Here is a 24,497-nt window from a genome sequence, read left to right on the forward strand (position 1 = left end):
TCAACCATGGCGGGTGTTAATCTACGGCTCATGTGTATCAAGAGATATGTTTGAGCTTCTTTCCCCAGATTCCTATACTATCGTCCGTTATATCGCACGGCAGTCTCTTATATCGATGAGCCGCTCTGCTATTTCTCATAGACCACAAAATTTTCGTCTTAAATCACCTTTCCAAGACATGATGTCTCATGAAGATTGGTTAGGAACAGCATGGTGGCGCATCGATCAGGCAAGAAGACTCGGTATCGATACTATTTTATGGGATTTATTTGATGAGCGTTTTGGTGTGTATCGTTTTCCTGAAGAAGAGGTAGTGACGAGAAGTATCGATATGATGGGAACGCCGTTAGAAGATGCTGTTCAAGACGCAAAATTTATTAGATTTGGTTCTGACGAACACTTTTCGTTGTGGAGTTGGTCTGCTCAAGTTTTCAAAAACCGTCTTGTCGGTAGCCATCTTTTCTCGTCAATAGTAGTTCTTCGGGTACCTTGGGCAAGCTACACTGATGGCGGGCAGAAGATTCCCTCTGGTATGGGGCTTGACGCAGATAAAGCTAATGTTCTATATGATCGATACTATGATTTTCTAGAATCTTTAGGGTTCTCGATAATAGATTTAAGTGATTTTCCAGTGCGGGCAGAACCTTTACATCAATGGGGCCTTGCGCCGTTTCATTATACGTTGGACGTTTACCAAGAAATTGTCCGTCAGCTGCATCTCCACGGATTCTTACCAAATACACCGTTAGAAGGAAGGTATGGGATCTAATAAGGCACGTTTTAATCTGTCGCGTTTCTTTGGTTTCTCGGTAGATTCTGAACATGATGATCTTCCTGAGGAACAAGGAATTCCCTATGTAGCTTTGGGACGATTAGTCCACCGGCATACCGAGCAAACTGTGCAAGAGGATTCTCAAGCGCTATCCGAAATGCTTTTTGGTAAAAATTTTTCTTTAGCGCCGCAATGGTGGCATCAGGCTCCAGCAGCGGGAATAGTCTCTGATGAGTTTAAGGAATATTCTGCTCATCAAGAGATGCTGATTCCTATTGCTCCGGGATGGGGTTATCACGTTGTGGAAGAAATTAAACCAGAATTTTTAGTTATTGAGACAAAAGCCTTTGAGTCTGGTGCATGGGCTCATGCGCTCTCCCCTGGGGGAGAACACCTTTTTGATGAGATTTCTCTTCTAAGTAACCTTGCACGCGCTCATTTCGTCACGGTTATTTTGATAGATAATGGGATGTTAGATATCCGTCCGCCACGTTCGTTCACTTTGGCCAGTTCTCTTTCTCGTTTAAGGAGAGCAGTCCCTAACTCTTTAAAATCTCCTGCCTCTGTAGACCCCTATAGCCCGACTCTTTCTCCGGTGTTATCGCATCTGTGCGAATATTTACAGCAAGAAAGGCGATAGTATGGATGTCCTTATTGTTGTTGGAAAAAGTTCAGCAAAAAATGCTGTCCGTTCCATGTCAGAAAGTATTACACGTCAGTTAGAGCAGAAGAAATTAACCTATAGAGTCTCTTACGTCGAAGATTATTCTTCTACTATCCCTTCAGTACATAGACAAGTACTTCAGTTCTCTCCACAGGCAATAGTTTGTGTGGGATATACGCTTTGTTTTCAAGTAACACAAGAAGCTCACCTCAATATCCCTCTTATTTCGGCAATACCAGATATTCCGGGAACGGCTGATTCCGTCTATAATAATGCGATTCAAAAATTAGAACAGGTTGCGGCAGCCTCTGATGCTCTCATTGTTGCTGATGAGATATCTCGTTCTTTAGTGGAATATATGGTTCCTGGTCTATCAGGAAGAGTTCGGCTAGCGAATGATGTTCATTCTATTCGCTCGTTGATTAGAGAAACTCGCACATCGCAAAGCATTCATCGGATTCTTGTCAGTAGCCATGATTTTCGTTTCATCTCAGATACAATTTTCATGCTTAAACGTATTCCGGGGGTTGAAGTACGACAACAGCATTGGAAGCTCAGCGAAAAGAATCCTCCACATAGTCACATCGACCAAGAGAATATGCGTTGGGCAGATACGATTGTCTGTGAATGGGCTGGGCGCAACGCTGTATGGTATTCACAACATAAGCTCCCTACACAACGTCTTTTAGTACGCCTACATGGTTTTGAAAGCCGGTCTGAGTGGATTGGCGAACTCGATATTTCCCAGGTGGAGAAAGTCCTTACCGTATCCGAGTTCTATCGTGAGTCCATCATCCAAGATTTAGGATGGGATCCTTCAAAAGTTGATGTTATCGCTAATAGTATTAACTATCATTCTTTCCGGCGAGAGAAAACTTCTGACGCGAAGTTCCATCTAGGGTTACTCGGTTATGTGCCTATTCTCAAACGACCTCATCTTGCGGTAGAGATTCTTCACCAACTGTTAGAAAACGACCCGCGTTTTATTCTGCATCTGCGTGGCGAATACCCGTGGAAGAAAAATTGGGTTTGGCAGAATACGCCCTATGAAGCAGACGCGTATCGTCAACTATTCAAACGTGTCGGGGAAGATCCTCTTCTCCGAGAACGAGTTATTTTTGAATCTTCAGGGGCAAATATTGAATCATGGTTTACAAAGATCGGGTGGGTTCTCTCCCTGAGCGAACGAGAAACTTTTCATCTAGCTGCTGCAGAAGGTATGGCATCTGGCGCGATTCCGCTCTTTTTAAAGAGGACAGGAGTCACTGAAATTTTTGGAAATCGTTGGGTCTTCGATACTCCTGAAGATATCGTTGCGTACATTTCTCATATTGTTTTGTCAGACCACTGGCAAGAGCACAGCGATTTAGCATCATCTTACGCTACACGTTTTGATTGCGTACATTCCCATCATCTTTGGCGTAAGGTGCTACTCGGTGAATAAACAACAATTTTCTTGTGATGTTATCATCCCTGCGGCAGAAGCTCATCGAACTCTGCGCAGAGCAGTTTTTTCTGTTTTAGAATCGTCCTTCGTTAAAAATGTCTTTATCGTAATTGATGCAGGCCTAGAAACTGCTCGCGTAGCAGAAGAAATAGCATCCGTAGACAACCGTATTCGCGTCTTATATACGGGCGACGGTAATACCCCAGCAGAACGTGGGGTTAGCGTTGCACGGAATCTAGGGTTAGCAGCTGTTCAGTCCCCGTGGACAGCATTCCTCGACGCTGATGATCAATACGATACACACTATTTTGAAGCTATTAGCACCTTTCTAGAAAACCTTTCTTATACACCTCGGATGATTCATACCCGACCTTTCCGTGTACAAGACCATGAAATCTTTGACAACCATCCTTTACGTTTTCGTTTTGAGCATGGTTCACGAATCGTTGATATTGAACAAGAACCTCATATGGTGGGCTTATCCGTTGCTGCCGCTATCTTTTCTACCTCTGCACTCCGTACCTCTAAAACTTATTTTTTAGAAGGGGCCCAGTGGTCTGAAGACGCCGATTTTATGGTTCGTTTTCTTTTAGCAACACAAGGACCTATCGGCTTCGTTGCTGAGGCTCATTACTTGTACCACGTAGGAATAAGTTCTTCCGCCTCAGCTGATGCCTGGCGGCAACCGCAAAAATATGTCGAACCTTTTGAACGTTTGTATCTCCAATGGATTCGTTTATCAGCACCAAACATACCAGTTTGGTTACAAAATATTCTTATCTATGAATTAAGTTGGTATATCAACGCAGACCGACAGATCTTTCATCCATCCCTCTATCTAGCACCTGAGATTCGTCAAAAATGCGCCTCTCTCATAAAGACTGTGGCAGGTTCTCTTAGCCCACAAGTGATAGAAAATTATGCCTTAACACCGTTGAGTCTCGACCGACGGATGATGATTCTCTCCTGTGCAACTCAACGTCATCATAGTATGCCGGTGCTCAACCAATATCTTATTTCCTATACTTCGCGACGGTATCAAAAAGGGTATAAATACACCTACTTCTTCCAGGATGAAGACCTCTACGAAGAGTTTTATACCGCCCATAAAAAACGTATTTTCCCTTTCTCTGAAACGTGGGTGAGCCATACTCTCTACGATGTAGAATTCGTCAAGGAACGAGTTGTATGGTTTGACGTACCAGTAACGACGGCTCACATTAACCATCGTTATATACCTGTTAGCCCTTATCATGGATTCCCAAAGTTACCTGTCCCTCACCTCTTAAATATCTCTCATCCTCAAGGGACACAGATAAATACAAATAACGGGCTCAGCATTAAGACAGTTTTTGCCCGTCTACGTCGAAAGCTATGGCATCTACGCCATAGCCGTAAAAAGGCCAAGGTTTCTTCTACTCGAGAGAAAAAGAACCCGTTGAGCCTAGGAGATGCTACTCAAACTTCTTCCACAACGCCTACAACATGGGTTTATATGGATCGACACCATCGTGCAGGAGATAATGCTGAGGACTTCTACCGTTATGCTCGTCAGCACCGCCCAGATATACGACACCTTTTTATTCTCAGCACCCATAGTCCTGATTGGGAAAGACTTCAGGCTGAAGGATTCTCTCTCGTTAAAAGCGAAGACAACCTCGCTTTTAAAGATGCTATAGAACACGCAGAATGTTTATTATCTAGTGATATCAGTGACTCCTCGTTGATTCCACATCTACCTTCGCTACCTCTAGAAGCTCCCTTGGTGTTTTTACAACATGGGATTACGCAAAAACAGATGTGGCGCTGGTTCAACTCCCGAAGAATTGATCTCCTCGTAACAAGCCATCCAGCAGAGACTGAAGCAATTATTTGCCCAGGTTCGTCATATCGCCTTTCTGCCCCAGAAATTCTCGAAGTAGGAATGCCTCGACACGATAAGCTACGTTCTCTTACTTCCGTAGTATCACATCGAAATATTCTCTTAATAGCTCCTACGTGGATTCCCCATGTGCGAAATACTCACGATGCTAGAAGCTTCTATCAATGGTTACTTCGTTGGGGATATGAGTGGGTACCACAAGAACTCTTTCACCCGACGAGCCAACTTAAACCAGTATTTTTCGTTCATCCAAATATGGAACCATTACTGGAAAAGATTGAAGAGTCTCTTCCATTCCCCATAATTTTTGGTCAAGAGTTACCCCAATATCTAGCACGTGCTCAAGTCGTTATTAGCGATAGTTCTTCTATCCTCGATGAAGGACACATCATTGGAGTCCACGGAATTATTGTGAGACAAAAGTCTCTGCCTGATCCTCTTGGATTTATCAAAACACATCAAAAAGAAGGGTTCACCTTTGTTGAGAACCTATACCAGATACCAAATCTTTTGGAAGGTCTCATAAAAACTCATCAACGCTCTCCTCATACACATCAGGTGCACGAGAAGAACCATTGTAGAAAGCTTCTAGAGTCTCTAGAAAATCGCCTTAAGTAGATGATACCTCTCCACTGATAATCTTCACCTGACGAGGTAATTCAAAAATTTTACGCAATTTGGCATCTAAAGCATCATAAAAATCTTGTTCATAATGAACAACATAGCTCGACCAAGGATGGTCTTTATTACCCCACTTGGTATATCCACGTAAATCTAGTACTTCTATATCAGGAATTACCTCAAGTAAAACTTTCTCAAGTTTTGCAAAGGTCTCGTTCAGCCCATCTGCAATAGAAATTTTTTCTTCGACTTGCCCCAACCTATCACGAGTGTACGAAGCTGCATCGACTTTTACATAAGCAAAATTAACTGGGTTCTTTTTGCTCGAAAGTATCTTTTTGAGCGTTGTTAACGATTCTCTAAAAAGTTCTATGTACTTGTCAGGATTGTTCTTCATACTAATAACACTCTTTTGGTCGAGCTTTTGGTACGAAGCACTCTGCCCTATTTTCCAAGTGTTATCAGTAATATATTCCCCAGGAGCTGTCTCAATAACACCAAAACGTGCGTCAGAAAAAAGATCGATAAGTACCCAATCGGGGTTAGTATTTTGTAAATCTTGAAGATATGTCTTTTCTAAATCTGCACGAGTATACCGGATTGCTAGACCATCAAGATCCGATAAATCGAGTTTCTCCCCCGAATACGGTGTGCTAGTAATACTCACGATACTCTGTTGAAAAGACTCCGAACTAACTTCAGAACGGCTCTTCCAATCTGGCACAAAACGAGAGTTGAAGATATCACGAATGATGCACGAACCAAGGATAGATACTTTAGGAGGCCTATTATCGGAGATTGTTGAGACGCAAAGAGACCCGAAAATACCGGAGGAAAGAGCAACATCTTGGTTGATGATAACAATTGATGCAGTATAGAAACCTTCTGGTATACCGCTTAAATCAATACCTTTTCGATGAATATCTGAAAAATATGATTTACATAAGGATAGTGGTAAGAGATTTTCATCCGGACGGTGGTCAAGGCCCAAACCGAAGCAAATAGTGCGTTGATCGTTTTCAAGAACCAGCAAGTAGGATGCCTGTCCCCAATGTTTAATGATTGTTCCCAGGGGAGCAAAACGTCCTCGGATATATAGACGCTGTTCTTCAACAGCAAATATATCTACAGAAAAGATAGAGTGCGGAGAACTCTGTAAATCAGCTACAAGGTATGACTGTATCAAAACAGGAATAAGATTTTCTGAGCGGTCATTGGGTGGAGAAGGAGCCGTAACCTGAACAAGAGTTTTTCCTTGGCGAAGACGAAGAATAGTACCAGCCTCAGCGCAGACGCTATGTTCTTGTTCCCCCCATATAACACTCATCCGATAGCGGTTAGACATATCAGGTACACAAAAACCTGCTTTTTGGACAGTGGTGTAACCCTGTTCAGCTTCATCAAATACTAATGGAACATGCTGGTTGAAGTCTCCATCTAAGGCACGTAATACAAGAGATAATTCGCGTGGAATCTCTTCGTTAGGCGAATTGTGAACAGCAATAAGACACTGCAACCTATTCTCTTTAGACTCCATCTTTTGAAGTTTTAAGGTAAAAGGTTTTGTCATTTCATAATCCCCCCTATTTTCATGATACTAACGCTGATATCTTAATGATTAAGAACCCGTACTCGTCGAACAGATCTCATAAGCTCACGTAACTTATAGTCAAGAGCATCACAGAAGTGTTGCTCATAATGCACAACATAGCTAGACCACCGGTGATCAAGATTTGCCCAAGCTGTATGCTCTGTCATATCAATAACTTCAGCGTTGGGAATTGTTTCAAAAAATACTTTCTCTAATTTCTCAAAAGCGTTATTCAAATCCGTTGCAATAGAAGATAAATGTTTGACTTCACCAAATTTATTTCGCATTTTATCCGTTGCTCGAACTTTCACAAGTACGAAAACAACAGAACCTTGTCCGCCAGGATTATATTTCTTCCATAAAGTTTTTAGCGATTCTTTAAATAGGGCAAGATACTCTTCTTCTTGTTTGAGAATCTTTATGGAAGGATAGTTGCCAAACGTCTCCCGCCCTTCTTGGCTCGTGTTAATTTTCCAATCATTATCAGTAATATATGTTCCACCAAGATCTTTTACGCCAAAACGTGCGTCAGAGAAAAGATCCATAATGACATATTCAGGTGCCTCTTTACCAAGATCACGAATGACCTTTTTTGAGAGATCCTCTACTACACATTTTTTAGAGTGTTCGTCTAAGTCCGCAAGAGTTAACTCTTTACCTTGATAAGGCTCACTCGCTAGACTCGTCAAAGCACTTTGATGAGCAGCACCAAGAAGAGAATTCCTATTTCTCCAATCTTGAATAAATACTGAGTTGAAAACGTCACGCACAATACAAGAGCCCAGTACTACAACTTTAGGTTTATCTTTAGACGCATCAACGTCGACAACCACAGAAGCGATAACAGTACTACGTACGGAAACATCTTTATTGACACACACCACGGAAACTTGATAGTCACCAGCTACTAAGCCAGAAAGGTCTATACCTTCAGCCCGGATATCGCAGAGATAAGCTTTACTCATAGACTGAGGAATTCCCAAATCTTCGCAAAGAGCGCCCTTATCAAGAATGCCTAGAGGGAAAGAATAATGACCATTAGCTCCCTCCAAATGCGCATAATAATGTGCATCCCCCCACTGTGAAATTGTGGTTCCAAGAGGTGCAAACCAACCACGTAAGTGGAGTTTCTTCTGAGCAGAAATAGAACAATGATCCATTTTCAGAAAACTGTACTGATCATGCACCATCTTGCTGATATAAATCTTTGACACAGTTGTTTGTGTACTGTCAGAGGACCATAACAAGAGTTGGTCCCCATCCACCACATGAGAGAAAAATGGGTTACGCGTTGTTACAGGTGCTTCAACCGGTGAAGAGGCGCTCTTTCCCATCATTGAGACGTGAAGGGTGCTCCTACCTAAAGGAAATGCGGAGAGCGAGATACCTGCACCTTGGACAGTTGATGAACTCGCCGCACTATAATCAACAAACGTATCCTGAACATATCTTCGTGAGATAGAAGGGTCAAGTCGTTTTCCCAAAGGCATAGTGAAATCACCTGTGGATGAACGAACAATAAGTTTTCTATTCATCGACGTATAGTCAGGTTGAGCTACACCACGAATCAACGTCACAAGTGATAGCTCAAGGCGTTTATCCGCAGTCGTGGTCACCTTTTCTGCAATAGCAACGCCCTCTCGGCGTTGGCGTTGGCGAGCAGCCAAAGTTGCAGAGGCAGAGGTACGAGTATGGCAGTTACCAATCGTTGGGAATATTCCATCAGCAACTAGCTGGAATAAGGCCAGAAGAACTGGAACGTTATAGGCAGTAACTTCATTATGCTGTGTAATCAGAGGAGATTCCGAGACAAGAAGATTAAAATTCTCAAACCGTTCTAAGCTACTTAAATACGGTTTGATTTCTTCTTCATACTGGTAGTCATTAGGAGACGTCATGACATATAGATGAGTCTTTACCTCTACCGCTTTTTTCAGAAGGTCTGACATCACCGCATCTATAGTCTTTTGAGCCGTTTGAGGCTTCGCAGAAGGCTTTTTCATATACTCGAATACCGCAGGCCAGTTTTTACGAACGTAGCGGCCAATGAAAAATTGCGGAACAGTAGATATTACAGCACCCACTTGATGACGTAACCCAAAGTAAAGGGCAGCAGTACCACCTTTAGAGAACCCTGTATAAGCAATGTTTTCCCACGACAGGTCAAGTTCTTCCCTAACAGAGTTAAGAAATTCGTCTACCGTATCACGAATAGAAAAAGTACCATGTTCCATCAGGTAATAAGAATTCTGATGGTCTTCACCAAATTCATCATAAATCCATAAAACGTTATGACGTATCGAGGATAGAGCAGCACCCGAAAAATCCAATGTTCCTTTAGCTCGGAACCCAGAAAAAATTACAAGGAGATGCTTTCGGTCTGAAGATCCTTGACGAAACATATACTTTAGAGAATGTTTTTGCCCTTGAAAAAGGTGCTCGCCTGAGGTGAGTTTCATAGCTTAATCTCCGCTCGTATCTGTTCGTCAGCTACATTATTGAACACTGTCCCAGAAACTAATTTTTCGATAGCTTGGACAACTCGCTCAGAATTGTTACCGTCAAGGTACTTAAATGTTTGTAAACGACGCTGAGCGTATTCATCGTCCATAACACAACCGCCTTCAACCGATTGCATAACCCATTGTGCGGCATCTTCTTCTTCCAATAGTACGGGGCCAAGACCTTGCTCAAAATAATCAAAATACCCTTTTCGATAGGTATGAGCGCCAGAAAGAACACGGTCACGATCAAATTGGAAGTAGGCAACAGGCGTACCCATGAACGCACAGTCAAAAGCCAAAGAAGAATAATCTGTTAAAAAGAGGTCGGCCTCATTCATCAGCGGTTGGAAAGCAACTTTTGAAGGAGACAAGAATTCTATTCCATGAGGCTGCGGAAGATGTTCAAGAATATTCCCAAAACTCGGGTGAGTCATCATCTGAACCCGTATTTTCCCGTCAGCAATACCTTGTTGAATCGTAGCGTTATTAAGTACTGCCCACCAATTCTTATAAAATGAAGAATCTTGAATAACAGCCACTTCTTCAGCAGTACTAGTACATTCTGAAAGCTCAGTTTTAAGATCTTGGCGCCAAGTAGGCATAATCAGAATATTCTTAACCGACTCATTCTTAATAGTACGAGAACATACCAAGTGGTAAAGATTATCGTAGCGAGGAAAACCAGCTAAACATACCTGAGAAGATTTGTATTCATACGGTGATTCAATCCATGTAAAAGCCCGGTATTCTGCTTCTGTAGCTGCAACAACAAGATCAATCTTCTTACCGTTAAGCCAGCGTGAAATATCATCCTTAGTGATGCCATGCTGCAAGAAGACAAATTTATAGTCAGGATTTCCAAAAATACGACGAGGAGCAGGGTAAATACATTCTTCAACAGCATCAGACGAAGCCACAACCTCCGCATTCTGAGCCGCAGCCATCGCTTCAATAGAGCCATATTCAAGAAGCTTAAAGCCCTCTGCCTCTAAACGTTCCCAGTCTTTTGAGTCTCGTTCTAACAAGAAATAAGCGTTGATATCGCTTCGGTGCTGAAGAATATAACGATACAGATGTTCGCCGTTATCGTCTGCACGGTCAGCGTGGTCAAGAATAAGCCATGCTTGTTCATATTTTTGGCTCTTACCACTACTAGTAAACGTGCTAACCTGCTGACGTATACTCTCGTCAGAAGAAATATCGTTACGGCTCCATAGACGTTGCAGATATTCCCACCCTTTGATCCCCGCTATTGCCAGAACAGAACGGTTTTGAATACCTGCTATTACTCGTAAACGTTCAAGAATCTTAGCAAGTTTTCCATCTACATGTTGTCCTGCACGGATAATAGTAGTGATATTATCGGCGTATTCTTGAGAACCTTTTTTCTCTCGTGCAGGAAGGCTCTTCGCAGGTCCACAGGGAATACCATCAACGAAAAAGGCTGTTGGCACATCAGGAAGATTCAAAGTGTATTCTACAGCAAGAACCTCATCAAAATAGAGGCGGTTAGTAACACCCTCCGGAATAACTTCTATAGGTTCACCACCAGAATAAATGACGATATCATGCTTACCAGGTGCCACCAGCATGGAGAAATTACGAGTTCCATCTTCACGAGTACTCCATTTGAAAATACGAGCCGGAGCCTTATCCAAGTTAAAACCACGAATAATAGATTCACGTAAACGCCAAGAAGGCTTATTAAGCGGCATACGAAGGACTTGCTCAACACTGATATAGGTGAAAATCTCATGGGCTTGTTCCATAAATTCTTTTTTGAGTTCGCTACTAATCGCGGCGACCACACTACCCATTTTTTCATCTTCTTTGAAATACCACATCAGATCATAAAGAATGATGTTAGCTAACCAGTCAGGGGTATATCCCAAACGTTCTTGAGCATAACGTAAAGCTGGTAAATATCCCAAGCGCGGAACAACCGTATAACGTTCGGGTTTTAGCCAACTAGATTGAACAAGAGAAGAAGAGTCTGAACGTTTACGGTAATAATAATGTGAAGTTGAGAGTAGCCCAACCAGTGGATTCTCAAAATGAGCGAGATAACGACATACAAGATTTCCATCTTCAAAAGTAGGACAAATCCTAGAGTCAAAGGTTAACTTGTGTTTACGAAGAACATCAACCTGCATAAACACTGTTGCACCCATCTGAATTGCACTAGGCTCTTCAAGCATAGAAACAACACGATTACCTCGTCTAAATTTTGCCCCTAAGGGGTGAGAATCTTTAAAACGCCCGGTCGTTCCATCGGTAATAAGTACACGAGAACTTAGAATTGCAATTTTCTTATCTGTATCAGCGTCAAGAAAACGCTGTGCCTCAGAAAAATAGTTTGATTTGAGCAGGTCATCAGGATCGACTGCAGTAACCCATTCACCACGTGCAAGATGCAATCCAAGCTGTCGGGTCTGCCCAACACCACCATTAGGTTTCTGCACAACCAGTACATTACGGTGCTTATGAGCAAACTTCACTGCAGCTTGTGCAGCGTTATCAGGGGAACCATCATCAACAATGATGTATTCAACCTTAGACTCATCGATATCTTGTCGTGCGAAGCTTTTGAGAGTACTTGTAATATATTTTTCTACAGCATAAACCGCAACAATAACGGAGAAGAGCGGACGCTCTGACAGGATTCGAGAATCTTCAAGGACGGAATAGGGCGAGGGCGCCGAGTTCAACTCATTCATCTTTCTGTTAACATTTTTTCGAGACAAGAACACAAGATTTATCGATAAGATATATGTTCTTTGCCTAAGCGGGCTGTGTTTAAGTTCTCTCTAATATGCTGCGCTAATGGTTCATTCCAAGGCATAATTTTTTCGGCTCGATCAAGAGCATACTCCAGTACTCGAGTAGCCCACTCATATTCACCACTATGAACCAAGCAATGCCCTTGCAAAGAACGCAACCAGATAGCCACAAAACGTTTCACTCCAGGCTCGCGAATAATATTATCTGCAACCTGTCCTATCTCCGTCAGGATGTTATTTTTATCGTGCTTTTCAAAGTGAACAGAAGCTAAAAGTCTAGCAATATGCGAACGGTACCAAGAACCGCTACTGTACTCCTGCATTTGAGGTTCCCACTTCTTCACCTTATCACTTACTAAATTCACCATAGAATACAGCAAATATAAATCAGGAATATCAGTACCTTGGTTATCGTCAGGCAAAAGCTTATTCAGAGCAAGCGCAGCACGATCCGCCTGTCCTTCGACAACGTCACTAAGAACCTGCAATACATCTACAATTGTTGTATCTGCATCATGAGATTCAAGATAAAGGCGCAATTTATCGCGCTCAACACGTGCATATCCCCAACGACGCCCCCCAATAAGACGCAAACACTGGCGAATCATTACCTCATCAGGAGTAATATCAATAGAATTTGCTTGGTCAATTGCCGTATGCAAAGAATACGGAGTAGGACGTTGTCCGCCACCCATCTTCTCTACTTCCCAAGAACTCTCAAGACGTTCTAAAGTTTCCCCCAGAATTGCCTGAAGCTTCTGTTCTCCCAACGCTGACTCATCCTCCAGATCTAGCATTTTGCATCCTCATTACGGTAACCGTATAAGGCTATATATTTAAAGTAGCGCTATATACGTTTTCTAGCACTTGGTTCATCTGTCATTTCGATAGTATTTTAAGAAAATTAGGTAGTTCAGAGAGAACACCACATTATCCTCACCCAATGGTACCCTCTTCTCTGTTCATAAACAGACAATAAGGAGCTCTCATGTCTAACCGTTCAGTCACCTTCGTTGGCTTAGGCTATATTGGTCTGCCTACCGCGGTGATTATGGCAAACCATGGGTTAGACGTACATGGTTTCGATATTAATACACGAGCAGTTGATGCTATTAATCGTGGAGAGCTCACCATCGTTGAACCAGGGTTGAAGGAACAACTTCGCCAAGCACTAGATTCTGGTTGTTTCCGTGCCAGTACGGAGCCTCGTCATAGCGATACTTTTGTGCTTGCGGTACCAACGCCTTGTACTGAGACGAAGGAAGGCGATCTTTCGTATATTTTTAGTGCTAGTGAAAAAATTGCCCCGTTATTGCGCGGTGGAGAACTCATCATTTTAGAGTCTACGTCCCCACCTCAAACAACTCAGAAGTTGGCGCAATATATTCTGTCGTTACGCCCAGATTTGTGCGCAGATGGGGCTCCTAATCCTCAGGGGTTGCCTGTTATATATTTTGCTCACTGTCCTGAAAGAATTTTGCCGGGGCGTGCTTTAGAAGAGCTGGTGACGAACGACCGTATTATCGGAGGACAGTCTCCGCGTGCTGTTGAGAAAGCCTGTGAACTGTATCGGACTTTTTGTACGGGAGAGCTTTTAGAGACTGACGATGTTACTGCGGAATTAGCTAAGCTCACCGAGAACTCTTTCCGTGATGTCAATATTGCTTTTGCTAATGAGCTATCACTGATTGCAGAGACCTTAGGTGTTGATGTGTGGAAGCTTATTGAATTAGCAAACCATCACCCTCGCGTTAATATTTTGCAGCCTGGACCTGGTGTCGGTGGTCATTGTATTGCGGTAGACCCATGGTTCATTGTCTCTTCTGACCCCAAAAATTCACCGCTGATTCGTACTGCCCGTGAGGTTAATGATAGAAAACCGCAATGGGTGATAGAACAGGTACACAAAGCTGTAGCAAATGTAGATTCTGCTCGTATTGCAGTGTTGGGCTTATCTTTTAAAGCTGACATTGATGACTTACGCGAGTCTGCTGCGTTAAAGATTGCTCAGCAGCTAGCGCACGAGCTTCCTGGTATTTCCTTAGCCGTGGTGGAACCGCATATTTCGGAGCTTCCATCTGTGTTAAGAGACTATCCTCAAGTACATTTGGCTTCTTTAGAGGATGCTTTAGAAGACGCAAATATTGTGCTTTTATTAGTGGATCATCAGGCTTTTTCTTCAGTACCTGCGTGTGCTCTTGCTGGCAAAGAAGTTATTGACACTAAAGGCTTTTGGAGATAGCTGCTAGCTGTGAGGCTCAGTTGATGGTGAATTCTTCGCAATCTGTACGTAGCCCAAAAAATTTCTCTAAAGCGTGAATGATACGTTCACTTGCGTAACCGTCACCATAGGGGTTTACTGCTACTGACATCTTTTGGTAGGCGTCGTTATCGTCAAGTAGTCGTATTGTTTCAGAAATAATGTTGTCGGTGCGTGTACCTACAAGTTTTACGGTGCCAGCGGTAATGGCTTCAGGACGTTCCGTATTCTCACGAAGGACGAGTACAGGAATACCGATGCTAGGAGCTTCTTCTTGTAGACCGCCGGAGTCTGTGAGTACGAGTGTTGAGGCGCGCAGTAAAGCCGTAAACTCTTGGTACGGTAAAGCGTCTAAGACGATAATATTCTTGATACCGGCAAATATCGGTAGCAGGCTCCCCCGAATTTTAGGGTTCATATGTGCGGGGAAAACAAAACGATGCTCGGGATATTTTTGAGCTAAGTAGGCGATGGCTTGCCCGATTCGTTCCATCGGTTCGCCAAGGTTTTCTCGACGGTGAGCAGTAATGAGAATAATGGGTGAGGTGTCTTTGAGAAGGTGTTGCACCTCGTGGGAGAAACCTTCAATTGACGGTTCCTTTTGAGAAAGCAAAGCATCTATAACCGAGTTACCTGTTACAAGAATATCGTTAGGTTTAAAGTTTTCGGCAAGAAGGTTATTTTTAGAGCCCTCAGTTGGTGCTAAGTGCAAGCTAGATATTTGGCTGATAAGTTTACGGTTTCCTTCTTCAGGAAAAGGTGATGTGATATTTCCTGAGCGAAGGCCAGCTTCTAGGTGGATGACTGGTATCTGGTGGTTGAATGCAGCTAAAGCAGAGTATAAGGCGGTGCCGGTGTCTCCTTGTACAAGTACGGCGTTGGGTTGTTCTTCTTCGCAGAGTTGACCCATCTGGTCCAGGATTTTGACAGCGGTGTCGTTAAGACCTTGGTTCTCTTGCATGATGTCTAAGCTATAGTCTGGTTCAAGCCCTAGGACAGTGTTAACTTGTTCTAGCATTTGGCGATGTTGCCCAGTAGAAACTACGAGAACATTAAAACGTTCTGAGGTTTTGAGCTGGTGAATGACCGGAGCAACTTTGATTGCTTCGGGGCGGGTACCGTAGACGACCATCACGGTATATTTGCCAGATACTTTTTTCATGGTTTTCTTCTCTTAGTCACTCAAGAATGTTCTTCTTATTCTGAGTTCTTGACGTATCCTTCTCGTCCTAGTTCTTTTGCATCGTATAGTAGTCGGGCTGCTTTACGTTCGTCGCCTTGGGCGATGTTGTGGGCGAACCAACGATACTTTCTGGCTACTTCTCGGGCGTCACCGTCCATGACGAGTTCGCCAAAATCGAGCCAAATTGCGCGAGTACACATATTTTCGATGGTTTGAGCGGCGTGACTTACAAGAAATACTGTTCCGGCTTGGTCTAGGAGTTCTTTCATCGCTTGAGCTGAACGATCTGCAAAAGATGCGTCACCGGTTGAGAGGGCCTCGTCGATGAGAGTGATGCGCGGACGATTCGCTAACATGATGGCGAAGCGGAGACGGGCTGCCATACCTGAAGAGTAGGTTCGCATCGGACGGTTAATAGCTTCTCCGATACCTGCTAATTCCATGATTTGGGTTTTTGCATCAGGTAGTTCGGCGGGGGTAAGCCCCATCGCAAGACAGCCTAGCTCAATATTTTCTTCGCCAGAGAGGTCGTTGTTGAGCACACCGTGAACACCGATGAGGGAGGGCGGAGAAGATGCGTATACTTCGCCGCTGGTGGGTGTTTCTAGTCCGGCGATGAGGCGTAGGAGGGAGCTTTTTCCAGAACCGTTACGCCCTACGATACCGATGAACTCTCCTTCATGGGCGACGAAGGAAAGTGGTTGCAGTGCGTGCACAATCTTTTTAGGGGCAGATTGAGTGATACGGCTTCTACCTGATGAGACAACGTAGTCTAGAGAAACGTTGTTTACAAGTACGTTCGGTGTTTTTGTGCCGAAGACGAGTTCACTTAAATCAGTTGTTGAGTTCACGACCGTACACCTCCTCTGCATGCCAGAATGTGAAGAAACCGATGAGCAGTAATCCGATGCTCCATGCGCCAAGAGATCCCCAGTGATATAGGGTTCCGAGAGAATGATCCATGAGGATATGGCGGTATAAGTCTAAGAAAATATAGATGGGGTTTGATTGGATAATGTGGGTTATGACGGGGTGGTGAATGAACCGTTCGATGGGGAAGATTACTGCTGAACCATACAATAAGAAACGTGTCAGGACGTTAATTACTTGAGATATATCGGGGATGACGTAAGCGATACGAGCAATGATGAGCCCCAAACCAAGGTTGAAGAGAACGTTGAGTAAGAATGCGGGGATAAAGAGTAACCATGTCCATGAGGGGATGACGTGTGGTGGGATGAGCACGATACCGATAATCATGACGATGATAACGGGTATGCTTGAGAGCGCTTCACGAAGCGCTAAGGAGATAGGCACAGTCAGTCTAGGGAAAGAGAATGCCCTCATCATTGAGCGGTTTTGTGACATAACGGTGGAGCTAGTCACGAGTGCTCGTGAGAAGTATTGGAACATCAGTACCCCAATGATGATGTATGCGTTGTAGTTGTGCATACCGCGTGAGGTGTTGAGGATAAGACCAAAAAGAACCCAGAAGAAGATGACGTCAAAGACGGGTTTAATCACTAGCCACCAAGAGCCGAGACGGTGTTGGCGGTTCTGCATTCGGACTTTAGCGCGGGAGTCTTTCCACATGTAGGCGCGGCGTTCCCAGGTTTGTCGTAGGTAGACGATGGGACTTTTACGGACACCTACTCGGTAGAGTTTTCCAGACTCGATATAACGTCGGTATTCTTCTACGGATGGATTTAACGGTGAACTCGGCGTGTATTGGGGTTTTTGTTTACTCATGTTGAGAACCCCCTACTATTTTGTGGTATACCTCTGTCATTCGTTCAGCGTTACTCTTCCATGTTCGTGTCCGTGCGAATTCTCTGCCTTGACGTGCTAATTCTGCTCTTAGGGGCGGATTATTCTTGAGGTCAATAATGGCTTCTGCCAAAGATTGGCAATTTTCTACTAAAAATAGTTTACCTGTCTGCGCTGTTACTGTGTTGTTGATAAGCTCTGCTAACGGTGGAATATCGCTACATAGTACTGGGCGTTTGAGCGCCATCGCCTCAATGGGTTTGAGTGGTGTGACAGAACGGCATACTCTTGTGTTTTTTCGAGGAACAACGAAGAGGTCTAACCCTTGATGCGCAATCATCGCTTTATCGGGTGTTATTTTACCGAGAAACGTGGTGTGTTCTTGAAGATTGAGTTCTTGGACGAGAGAACGCAGAGAAGGCTGCGCTGCTCCGCTTCCAGCAAGAAGCACTCGGATATCTTCTCCTTGAGATCGTGCAATAGCTACTGCTCGAAGAAGAACGTCGAAGCCTTCATAGTCGACGAGGGAGCTTACCGAACCGACCCAGAAGCCTTCGGAGGGAAGACCTAAGAGGTTGCGTGCTTGTGTTGAACTGAGATTTTGTTCAAAGAGTTCTTCTCGGACGGCGTTAGGGATAACGGTAATTTTTTCAGCGGGAATACCGCGTTCGACGATGAGGTTTTTCATCACGTTGCTGAGTGTCACGATATGGTGGGCTTCATGCATGAGTTGTGTTTCTCGTGCTTGGATGCTTGTGAAACGTTGACTCTGCTCGGCATCTTTTTGCTGTTGTGGGGTTTTCTTTTGGGAGACCCACGTTTGTTCCATCATTCCTCGTACCTCATAGACCCACGGAATGTTTAGTTCTTGGGAGAGGGCTTTGGCAACGATAGCGTTGGGGTAGTTTGTGGTGGTGTGAATGAGGTTAATTTTTTCTTGTTGAACAATCTGACGGGCATAGTTTGCCCATTGGGTTAGTCGCTGGGCGTGGGTTTTTGCCAGTTTGAGGGGCAACGTACGCTGGTAGGTCACTTCCTCTACATGCACTGTTGGTGTTGCGTTCCATGTTCCAACCATGACGGGGTATCCGGTGCGGGTGAGCGCATGAATAGTCACTCCAGCATGGATGAGGGCGTTGAGTAGGCGTTGAGTGCGTAGAGTGTACCCAGATTGTGTTGCTGGCAGGGAGTTGGTGATGAGGTGTAGTGCGTTAATTTTTTGCCCGTTGGCTGAGGGTATTGTTCGTTGTGGCACGTGTTGTGTGCTGCCATTTAGTGGAAGCTGATAGTTGGGGTCTAGCAGGTTTTTTTCTGATTCTAGGCGGTGAACGTAAGAGTGTGCTCCTGCAGTGTGCGCAAGGTCAATAGCCTCATCGATTGCACCGTTATCCCATGCGCTGCGGGCACGGGTTTTTGCTGGTATTTTTGGGTCTTTCCAGTGGATGAGTCCGTAATGTATGGCAGTTTCTGCGGCAATTCTTTGCTGAGTTTTTTGCCATCGTGAGGTGACGTGTGTGGTGAGCAATTCTTGTGCTTCGGCAGGAAAATCTTTTCCGAGGAGGTATGCTCCTAGGGCATGTGTTCCGGCTCCGGGTAGTTGTGTTAAGAGTTTGCCGATGCGTTCAGAAAGTTGTGCTGGCGCTAAACGAGCAATGTTAATCCCTAGTAGTAGGGGGTCGTCGTTGAGGTGTCTACCGATAACTTGGCATGTGATAACGCTATTACGCGCGACGTCTCGTAGGGGTGGTAAGGTCATTTTCTTGTGCGAGTTCTGGTTCATGGTGGTGTTTTAGCCGGTACGGTGTTGTTGGCAAAAGTCTAAAGCTTTTTGGTAGAGCTCTGCCATGGTGTTGTAGCTGTACCGTTCTTTGAGGAGTTTTACTCCAGATTCGCCGACGATAAGGTCTTCTGGATATGCGTTGAGGTCGGCGAGAGCGTCTGCTAAAGCTGAGGAGTTTTGTGGTGGTATCACGGTGGCAACACCGCTTTGTTCGAGGAGTTTTGCGGCACTACCGTCAACAAGGGCGATAATTCGTCGTCGAGTTGCTAGTAGCTCAAAGATTTTTGAGGGCACTGTCCATGCAAACGGTTTTGTTTTGCGAAGTGATACGAGGTGCACGTCTGCCCATGCGTATGCTTCCCCTAGGTCTTTTCTAGGTACAGGGGGGAGAAAATGAACCTCAAGGTTTTCTTTTTGGGCAAGTTGTTTGAGGACTGGGATTTCAGCGCCTTCTCCGATGATACGTAAGATAAAACGTTGCCCTGGTCTTTTGTGTTCGAGTATTTTGAGAGCGTCAAGGACGACTCTCAGACCTTGACTACGTCCCACGGTACCAAGGTATTGAAGACGGAGTTCATGACGGTGCCGTTCTGTTAGTTGGAGAGGTTGAGCCTGCTCAAATTCTTGAGGTTCTGCCCCGTTCGGAACAACAAATACTGGGTGTATTCCACGTTCTTTAAGCACGTCACTAAAATGTTCAGTAGTGACGACAACAGCCCCTGCTTGACGTTGGCAGTATGTGATGGTGGCGTGAATACTGCGTTTAATGAAGTGACGGTACCATGGAAGTTTTCTGGTCTGAGATGTAATGTCTCCGGTAATGATGTCTGGCCAAGCATCACGCATCTCTGCAATATGTTCAATACCCCATAGTTTGGACACGACAACCCCAGCAAAAAGACTCGGGATACCAGGAACGGTCGAAATAACAACGTCAAAGGAGTGCTCTCTACTGTTTTCTGAGTTTCGCCACCTACGCAGTACGTGTTGTACTCGTTGCACGGCACAATAACCTACCGTTCCTGCGGCGGTAATCATTTGGTCTAGGGTTCGTGGTATTGAGTGGTATCCGTGTAGAAGATACGGCATGCGAATCAGGGTTTCACCGTGTCTTCCGCTGGTACGGCGAAATATCTGGCTACTGTTTTTGCGTAGGTTTTGAGTACTTGTTTTATCGGGATAATGCGGAGGTGGGCAACACACAGTGACGCTGTGACCGTCTTGCATCCAGCGTTGGATAAGGGCAGACCAGCGACGCTGAGGTGCGCCAAGTTCTGGCTCATAGTGGTGCGTGATAAGGAGTATGTTCATGTGTGTTGCGCTGTCTGTAGGCATAAGTTGGGGAGCCCACATTTTTAGCTACTCTTTAGGTTACCCTATAAGACAAAAGAGAGGACAGACATGTCTGACCCATGTCTGTCCTATCGTAGAAGCTATCTAGCAAACATTTGCTGCCGTTTATAGATGGCTGTTTCTGTAAAGAAAGCATGAGATTTAGGCATCCATAATGCAACGATAATGACGATAGAAGTAATAAATACTAAGACCTGAATGACGGTGTCGAAAGGTCCGGCGCTTGTTGTGTCGGGAAATTCTGATAGGAACGGTTGCAATATGCTTAAGAAGAATAGTCCAACCAGAGACGTAAAAATGCTAAGACCAGAGATCACCGTCATGACGATTCGTGCCCAACTAGTGCCTTTAGCGATGAGAATAGCAAGAAGAATATAGAAACCTAGAATTGCGAGGCTAAAGACGACTCCGACAAGTTTGGCAGCAAACTCTAGCGTTTCATCACCAATTTCGGTATCTGCTGAGGTGAAGAAGAGAGTGTAGATATTGGAGATGAGATAGAACCCCACCAGAACGTAAATAGCGGATGCCGCAATTTTGATGGTTTGTGGAGTTACGGGTTTTGTTCGTTCTTGCCCACCGGTATACCCCATGTATTGAGAGTATGGGATGGGTTGTTGCCCAGCATAGGGTTGGGAGGTTTGTGGTGTGTATTGATGTGTTTGGTAGTTCCCCTCAGTGCGAGGGGTGTAACCGTTATTGTCTGTCATCGTTGTCTTACCCTTCACAGAGATTTGTTGTGTCTATCTCATACTATCTCAGCTGGTATCAGTGTGCACTGATGAGTTTTTAGATACCTAACGTCTACTATTCAGAAACAAAGATTCCGCGTGAGCGGTCTTTGCGTACTTCTTCTGCGGAGAAGACTTTTCCACTCATGCAGATGTAGACTCCGGGGCTCAGTAGATTCATTGCGCCCACTGCCATACCGAAGTTAAAGCCTGCATCAGAGCTGCGCATAGAAGCTGGTTGCATGGCACCGCATAGGACAATGACTTTGTTCTCTCTTTGCGCATATTGGTGGATGTATCGTGCGGTCTCTGGCATGGTGTCGGTGCCATGAGTAATGATGATATGGTCGTCCTTGACTTTTTCAAGGGCGTTCACAAGTACTGCACGATGTGAGTCTTCCATGTCGAGTGAGTCAAGACGGAGTACGGATTCAAGAGTGAATTCGATGTCGGTCAGTACCGGCGCTAATAGTTGTGGGACGGAAGGGTCCCCGATCTCTAGTTCGCCTTGGAGGGAATACACCTTGTCAATGGTTCCTCCGGTGGCAAGAACAGTAATCCTGTCGATTTTATTGATGGTCATAAGGTTTGTTCATCTCCTTGAGATAGGTCGTTGTTGGTGGCCTCTGCACAGAGTGTGGCGAAGGCAGTGACTATGATTCTATAGCTAAAACTTAGTGCTATTTGTGTTCTATGAGGTGGAGGTTGAGTTCAATGACCGTAGTTTTTCAGAGAGTTCTGCGGTGGCTCGTTCAATACGGCTATTTGTGCGGTGAGAGTCTTCCGCTGAGGGGTTAAGCGAAGTGTTCGTTGTGTATATTCCGGTAGGTACAAGGTCAGCTTGAAGGTATCTGAATAGCGGTATGAGGCTGTACTCAACCATGAGTGAGTGTTTCCAGCTTCCTCCCACCGCAGCAACGATGGTTGGGGTTCGAGCAATGTCACCGAGTTCGGTCATATCCCAGAACATTTTGAAAAGACCGGAATAGCTGGCGTTAAAGACTGGTGTAATAGCGATAATAGCCGAGGCTGAGCGGACTCTTTCAAGCGCTTCTGCTAGGTCATCTGAGGGGAATCCATCTGAGATGAAGTCTGCCATGTCCATGGCATATTGGCCTAGGTATAGTTCATGAAACTCTCGTGAGCGAGCATGATGCTCGCGTTCTGTGGTGAGGCCTTGACGTATTTTTTCTGCGAGCATCGCTGAAGCAGAATGACGTGACCCGGAGCCGATAACGATAAGGATTTTTTCTGTACTACGCACAACCATAGACACTATCCTAAGTCTCTATTGTGTGTAATGGCTCAAAGAATACGCAATCGGGGGTGCGCACCGTATCAAAGATACACACCCCCGTTTGTGTCACTGCAATGTTAGATAGTATCGCCAGTTTCTTCTAAGAGACGCTGACGAAGCTCTCGACGTTGAGCTTGAGCGTCAGGGTCTGGTAGAGGAACAGCAGCCAGCAGACGCTGAGTGTATGCTTCACGTGGGTGACGAAGAATCTGCTCACGAGAACCTTGCTCTACGATTTCGCCACGACGCATAACGCAAATACGGTCTGCAAGAGCGTCAATGACAGCAAGGTCGTGAGTGACGAATAGGCAGGCGAAGCCCATTTCTGCTTGAAGTTCTTGGAAGAGCTCCAGTACGCGTGCCTGAACTGAAACGTCAAGAGCAGAAGTCGGCTCATCTGCAATGAGCAGTTTGGGTTTTAAGGAGAGTGCACGCGCGATACCAACACGCTGTTTCTGACCTCCAGAAAGTTCGTGTGGGTAACGGTTACGGTATGAACGAGGCAACTCAACACGGTCGAGGAGCGCTTCAATACGTTTTTGTAATTCAGCGCCTTTAGCAACACCTGCCAGTTGCATGGGTTCACCGATGGATTCGCCAATGGGCAAACGTGGGTTCAAAGAAGATGAAGGGTCTTGGAAGACCATACCAACTTCGCGACGGACCTTAGCAAGCTGAGCACGGGTTGGTTTGGTGATATCTTCACCGTTGACGGTAAGTTTTCCTTCTGCAACGTCCAAGAATCCGACGGTTGCACGACCAATCGTAGATTTGCCGGAGCCTGATTCACCAACAAGACCGACGACTTCTCCAGCATGAACGGTAAGATTTGCGTTAGAAACCGCACGGAACGGTCCAACGCGTCCTTGCTTTGGGTATTCCAAAGAGACGTTCTCAAGGCTGAGGATGACTTCACCGGTAGGTTGAGGAGCGACTTTTTCGAGTACCTCTGTTGCTGGGCGAATCTGTTCGGCGGCGTCGTCGATAGCTTCATTGACGTCGATTTCGTTACCGCCAAGGTGTAGCACAGCATCTAAAAGTGCCTGAGTGTATTCATGTTGAGGGTTATTGAACACCTCATGGATTTCGCCTGACTCAACGATGACACCACGACGCATCACAGCAACACGGTCAGCGAGGTCTGCAACAACACCCATATCGTGAGTAATCAAGATAATTGCTGAGTGAAGTTTTTTCTGCAGGTTGCGCATGAGCTGAAGAATTTCTGCTTGGACTGTTACGTCAAGAGCAGTTGTCGGCTCATCTGCAATCAGAAGTTTAGGGTCGGTCGAGAGCGATTGCGCAATCATGGCACGTTGACGCTGACCACCAGACATCTGGTGAGGATAGGAGTTAAATGCTTTGACGGGGTCTGGCATTTCTACCATTTCAAGCATTTTGAGTGCTTCAGCTTTTGCTTCAGCAGGAGAGATGTCCTTGTGAAGACGTAGAGTTTCGACGATTTGGTCGCCGACGGTCATGACGGGGTTCATCGCTGTCATCGGTTCTTGGAAGATGACGGCGATGTCGTTACCGCGAACGCTTAGTAGTTCACCGTTGCTCAGCCCAATGAGTTCACGACCATTGAGTTTAACGGAACCGGTGACTTTGGCATTTTTTGGGAGCAGCCCAATCATGCCCATTGAGGAAACAGATTTACCGGAGCCGGATTCACCAACGATGGCGAGGACTTCTCCGGGGTGAACCTCATAGTTGAGGTTCATGGCAGCAGGAACCCATTGTTTATCGACACCGAAGTCTACGGAGAGGTCTCGGACGACGAGGACAGGCTCACTGCCTTGACGTGTTGTAGCTGGCTGTGTAGTCATTGGTACTATCCCAACTGTAAAAAAAATTTATGGTGT

At 45.0% G+C, this 24,497-nt stretch carries 18 protein-coding genes; 5 read left to right on the forward strand and 13 right to left on the reverse strand.

The features are described 5' to 3' along the window. Positions 1 to 13: 13 nt before the first annotated feature. Genes ACN084_RS06200 through ACN084_RS06215 form a run of 4 tightly spaced genes read left to right on the forward strand, consistent with a single transcriptional unit; the run spans position 14 to position 5,383 of the window. Positions 14 to 769, forward strand: coding sequence for a DUF6270 domain-containing protein (locus ACN084_RS06200; RefSeq protein WP_419106248.1), 756 nt, complete (start codon positions 14 to 16; stop codon positions 767 to 769). Next, positions 759 to 1,412, forward strand: coding sequence for a hypothetical protein (locus ACN084_RS06205; protein ID WP_419106249.1), 654 nt, complete (start codon positions 759 to 761; stop codon positions 1,410 to 1,412). The genes ACN084_RS06200 and ACN084_RS06205 overlap by 11 nt, the downstream gene beginning before the upstream one ends. Before the next feature lies 1 nt (position 1,413). After that, positions 1,414 to 2,880, forward strand: a complete 1,467-nt coding sequence (locus tag ACN084_RS06210) for a hypothetical protein (protein ID WP_419106250.1) — start codon at positions 1,414 to 1,416, stop codon at positions 2,878 to 2,880. Continuing rightward, positions 2,873 to 5,383, forward strand: a complete 2,511-nt coding sequence (locus ACN084_RS06215; RefSeq protein ID WP_419106251.1) for a bifunctional glycosyltransferase/CDP-glycerol:glycerophosphate glycerophosphotransferase — start codon at positions 2,873 to 2,875, stop codon at positions 5,381 to 5,383. Before ACN084_RS06210 ends, ACN084_RS06215 begins: the two co-directional genes overlap by 8 nt. Here the strand turns inward: ACN084_RS06215 and ACN084_RS06220 are convergent. Genes ACN084_RS06220 through ACN084_RS06235 form a run of 4 tightly spaced genes read right to left on the reverse strand, consistent with a single transcriptional unit; the run spans position 5,376 to position 13,058 of the window. Continuing rightward, positions 5,376 to 6,956, reverse strand: a complete 1,581-nt coding sequence (locus ACN084_RS06220; RefSeq protein WP_419106252.1) for a DUF6270 domain-containing protein — start codon at positions 6,954 to 6,956, stop codon at positions 5,376 to 5,378. The two genes, ACN084_RS06215 and ACN084_RS06220, sit on opposite strands and share 8 nt — an antisense overlap. 41 nt (positions 6,957 to 6,997) lie before the next feature. Further along, a complete protein-coding gene (locus ACN084_RS06225; protein WP_419106253.1) occupies positions 6,998 to 9,436 on the reverse strand; it encodes a DUF6270 domain-containing protein in 2,439 nt (812 codons plus the stop codon). Then, entirely contained in the window at positions 9,433 to 12,198 is a 2,766-nt protein-coding gene (locus tag ACN084_RS06230; RefSeq protein WP_419106254.1) for a CDP-glycerol glycerophosphotransferase family protein, read from the reverse strand. Before ACN084_RS06230 ends, ACN084_RS06225 begins: the two co-directional genes overlap by 4 nt. 38 nt (positions 12,199 to 12,236) lie before the next feature. After that, positions 12,237 to 13,058, reverse strand: a complete 822-nt coding sequence (locus ACN084_RS06235) for a hypothetical protein (RefSeq protein WP_419106255.1) — start codon at positions 13,056 to 13,058, stop codon at positions 12,237 to 12,239. Positions 13,059 to 13,249: 191 nt separating this feature from the next. Here ACN084_RS06235 and wecC point away from each other — a divergent pair, with 191 nt between their 5' ends. After that, positions 13,250 to 14,503, forward strand: coding sequence for a UDP-N-acetyl-D-mannosamine dehydrogenase (wecC, locus tag ACN084_RS06240; protein ID WP_419106256.1), 1,254 nt, complete (start codon positions 13,250 to 13,252; stop codon positions 14,501 to 14,503). Between the two features lie 16 nt (positions 14,504 to 14,519). On the opposite strand, the gene wecB is transcribed toward wecC, so the two are convergent. The 9 genes from wecB to ACN084_RS06285 form a co-directional block, all read right to left on the reverse strand. After that, complete coding sequence (wecB, locus tag ACN084_RS06245; RefSeq protein WP_419106257.1) at positions 14,520 to 15,683, reverse strand: non-hydrolyzing UDP-N-acetylglucosamine 2-epimerase; 1,164 nt, start codon at positions 15,681 to 15,683, stop codon at positions 14,520 to 14,522. A 35-nt stretch (positions 15,684 to 15,718) separates the two neighbouring features. Then, positions 15,719 to 16,555 carry an ABC transporter ATP-binding protein gene (locus ACN084_RS06250; protein WP_419102319.1) on the reverse strand — a complete coding sequence of 279 codons (837 nt, stop codon included), beginning with the start codon at positions 16,553 to 16,555 and terminating at the stop codon, positions 15,719 to 15,721. After that, positions 16,539 to 17,453: an ABC transporter permease gene (locus tag ACN084_RS06255; RefSeq protein WP_419102318.1), complete on the reverse strand. Its 915-nt coding sequence runs from the start codon at positions 17,451 to 17,453 to the stop codon at positions 16,539 to 16,541. Before ACN084_RS06255 ends, ACN084_RS06250 begins: the two co-directional genes overlap by 17 nt. Next, entirely contained in the window at positions 17,446 to 19,251 is a 1,806-nt protein-coding gene (locus tag ACN084_RS06260; RefSeq protein ID WP_419106258.1) for a glycosyltransferase family 4 protein, read from the reverse strand. The genes ACN084_RS06255 and ACN084_RS06260 overlap by 8 nt, the downstream gene beginning before the upstream one ends. 9 nt (positions 19,252 to 19,260) lie before the next feature. Next, positions 19,261 to 20,562 (reverse strand): glycosyltransferase family 4 protein, encoded by a 1,302-nt coding sequence (locus ACN084_RS06265; protein ID WP_419106259.1) that lies wholly within the window; start codon positions 20,560 to 20,562, stop codon positions 19,261 to 19,263. A gap of 122 nt (positions 20,563 to 20,684) precedes the next feature. Further along, positions 20,685 to 21,314: a hypothetical protein gene (locus ACN084_RS06270; protein ID WP_419102315.1), complete on the reverse strand. Its 630-nt coding sequence runs from the start codon at positions 21,312 to 21,314 to the stop codon at positions 20,685 to 20,687. Between the two features lie 97 nt (positions 21,315 to 21,411). After that, positions 21,412 to 21,918, reverse strand: a complete 507-nt coding sequence (locus ACN084_RS06275; RefSeq protein WP_419106260.1) for an asparaginase domain-containing protein — start codon at positions 21,916 to 21,918, stop codon at positions 21,412 to 21,414. 108 nt (positions 21,919 to 22,026) lie between these two features. Next, positions 22,027 to 22,599: an NAD(P)H-dependent oxidoreductase gene (locus ACN084_RS06280; RefSeq protein ID WP_419106261.1), complete on the reverse strand. Its 573-nt coding sequence runs from the start codon at positions 22,597 to 22,599 to the stop codon at positions 22,027 to 22,029. A gap of 110 nt (positions 22,600 to 22,709) precedes the next feature. Further along, on the reverse strand, positions 22,710 to 24,461 hold the full coding sequence (locus ACN084_RS06285) for an ABC transporter ATP-binding protein (protein WP_419102312.1): 1,752 nt from the start codon (positions 24,459 to 24,461) through the stop codon (positions 22,710 to 22,712). Positions 24,462 to 24,497 lie beyond the last annotated feature (36 nt).

The sequence above is a fragment of the Rothia sp. P7208 genome (genome assembly GCF_048512915.1).
GTDB lineage: Bacteria > Actinomycetota > Actinomycetes > Actinomycetales > Micrococcaceae > Rothia.